Below are 2,516 nucleotides of genomic sequence, written 5' to 3' on the forward strand. Positions count from 1 at the left end.
TGTTGGCGCGCGTTGAAAATTGACCAGCCAAACGGGGTTCTGCTCACTGAAAATTGACCAGGGTGTTCTTCACTAGCCTGCGGGGTTTTACCCCAGCAGGAAGACGAGGTGCATACCATGGCGATGTACGCGAAAGTGCGGCGAATGCGGTTCCGGGACGGCTTGTCGATCAGTGAGATCGCCCGCCGGACCAGCCTGACGAGAAACACCGTCAAGAAGTGGCTGGCGGAGCCGGCCCGTAGTGAGATGAAGTACCAGCGGCCCGCCGGGCCGCGCAAGCTTGATGGCCATGCCGAATGGCTGCGGCAGGCACTGGAGACCGATGCGCGACGGCCGCGCAGCGACCGGCGCACCGCACTTCGGCTGCACGCTCAGCTTCAGGAGCAAGGCTTCACCGGCAGCTACAGCCGGGTGACCGAATTCCTGCGCCGGTGGAAGGCCGATCTCGGTGCGGTCACCGCCCGATCCGCCTACGTGCCACTCCGCTTCGACTGGGGTGAGGCCTTCCAATTCGACTGGAGCGAAGAAGGCCTGCTGATCGGCGGCATCTGGCGCAAGATCCAGCTGGCCCACATGAAGCTGTGTGCCAGCCGTGCCTTCTGGCTGGTGGCCTATCCGAGCCAGGGCCATGAGATGCTGTTTGATGCCCATACCCGGAGCTTTGCCGGCCTAGGTGGCGTCGCCCGTCGGGGCATTTACGACAATATGAAAACGGCGGTGGATCGTGTGCCGGGCCGTGGCAAGGCGCGCATCGTCAATGCCCGTTTCGCCGCGATGACGGCGCACTATCTCTTCGATCCCGACTTCTGCAATGTCGCCTCCGGCTGGGAGAAAGGCCGGGTCGAGAAGAGCGTGCAGGACACGCGCCGTCGCATCTGGCAGTCCGCCGCCGATCAGCGCTTCGCCAGCTTTGGCGAATTGAATGTCTGGCTGGCCACGCAGTGCATCGAGGCGCGCCAGGCACCCCATCCCGAGTTTCCCGGCATGAGCATCCAGGAGGCCTGGGAGCACGAGCAGGTGCAGCTGATGCCGGTCCCGACGCCCTTCGACGGCTATGTCGAATCCGCGGTGCGGGTCTCCAGTACCAGCCTGGTCTCCATCGCCCGCAATCGCTACTCGGTGCCCTGCGCGCTGGCCGGACATCGGGTCAGCGTGCGGCTGTATCCCGAGCGCGTCGTGATCGTCGCCGATCAGCAGATCGTGGCCGAGCATGTCCGGGCCAGCGACCGCGATCACGTGGTCTACGACTGGCAGCACTATGTCCCGCTGATCGAGCGCAAGCCCGGTGCGCTCCGAAACGGGGCGCCCTTCGCCGAGCTGCCGGCGCCGCTGCAGCGGCTCAGCCGCGCGCTGCTGCGCCGCGACGGCGGCGACCGGGTGATGGCGCAGGTGCTGTCGTCGGTACCGGTCTTCGGGCTGGAAGCCGTGCTGGTCGCGGTCGATCTGGTGCTGGAATCCGGCCGCCCCAGCGCCGAGCATGTGCTCAATGTCCTCGCCCGTTTGCGGGAAGGGCCACCGCCCGAATCGGTGGAAACCCGGCTGACCGTCATCACCGCGCCGATCGCCGACACCCAGCGCTACGACTCGCTGCGCGAGGAGGTCTGCCATGGCTGATCTGATCGCCGATCTGAAGGCGCTGCGCCTGTACGGAATGGCCGGCTGCTACGCCGACTGGGTCGAGCAAGGCAGTACCGGCGGCCTGACCACCTACGAATCCCTGCTGACGCACCTGGTGCGCGCCGAGAGCACGGATCGGGCGCTTCGCTCGATCCGCTACCAGATGCACAGTGCCCGATTTCCGATCCACCGGGATCTCGCCGGATTCGACTTCGACCAATCGAAGGTCGAGCGTCGTCAGATCACCGGCTTCGCCACGATGGCCTTCACCGAGAAGGCGGAAAACATCGTGCTGATCGGCGGTACCGGCACCGGCAAGACCCATCTGGCCACGGCGCTGGGCGTCGAAGCCATCACACGCCACGGCAAGCGGGTGCGCTTCTACTCGACGGTGGAGCTGGTCAATGCGCTGGAGCAGGAGAAGGCCGCCGGCAAAGCCGGCCGGCTGGCCCATCAGCTGATGCACCTCGACCTGGTGATCCTCGACGAGCTGGGCTACCTGCCGTTTTCGCAGGCCGGCGGCGCACTGCTGTTTCATCTGCTCTCGAAACTCTACGAGCACACCAGCGTGATCATCACGACCAATCTGGTCTTCGCGGAGTGGAGCCACGTCTTCGTCGATCCGAAGCTCACGACCGCACTGCTCGACCGGCTCACACACCACTGCCACATCGTCGAGACCGGCAACGAGTCCTATCGCTTCCGACACAGCAGCAGCACCGCCAAAGCCCGCATCAAATCCCGTGAACAGGCCAAGACTCAGCCGCAGACCCAGGAGCGAACCGATGAACTGATCTGACGACCTACAATCCCAACACGCCGAGGGCTACCGCCCTCGGCGTCCACCCCTGGTCAATTTTCAATGAGCAGAGATGGTCAGTTTTCAACGCGCGCCAACA

At 64.8% G+C, this 2,516-nt stretch carries 2 protein-coding genes; both read left to right on the plus strand.

The genetic code is table 11. The features are described from left to right. Nucleotides 1–117 precede the first annotated feature (117 nt). Nucleotides 118–1,614 carry an IS21 family transposase gene (gene istA, locus ED208_RS16900; protein WP_123213105.1) on the plus strand — a complete coding sequence of 499 codons (1,497 nt, stop codon included), beginning with the start codon at nt 118–120 and terminating at the stop codon, nt 1,612–1,614. Continuing rightward, on the plus strand, nt 1,607–2,416 hold the full coding sequence (gene istB, locus ED208_RS16905; protein WP_123213106.1) for an IS21-like element helper ATPase IstB: 810 nt from the start codon (nt 1,607–1,609) through the stop codon (nt 2,414–2,416). Before istA ends, istB begins: the two co-directional genes overlap by 8 nt. The last annotated feature ends 100 nt before the right edge of the window (nt 2,417–2,516 follow it).

The organism is Stagnimonas aquatica (assembly GCF_003730135.1).
Taxonomy (GTDB): domain Bacteria; phylum Pseudomonadota; class Gammaproteobacteria; order Nevskiales; family Nevskiaceae; genus Stagnimonas; species Stagnimonas aquatica.

Bases quoted from the DNA above. Each gene is read 5' to 3' on its own strand.
- istB (WP_123213106.1), top strand. From the start codon at position 1,607: ATGGCTGATCTGATCGCCGATCTGAAGGCGCTGCGCCTGTACGGAATG.
- istA (WP_123213105.1), top strand. From the start codon at position 118: ATGGCGATGTACGCGAAAGTGCGGCGAATGCGGTTCCGGGACGGCTTG.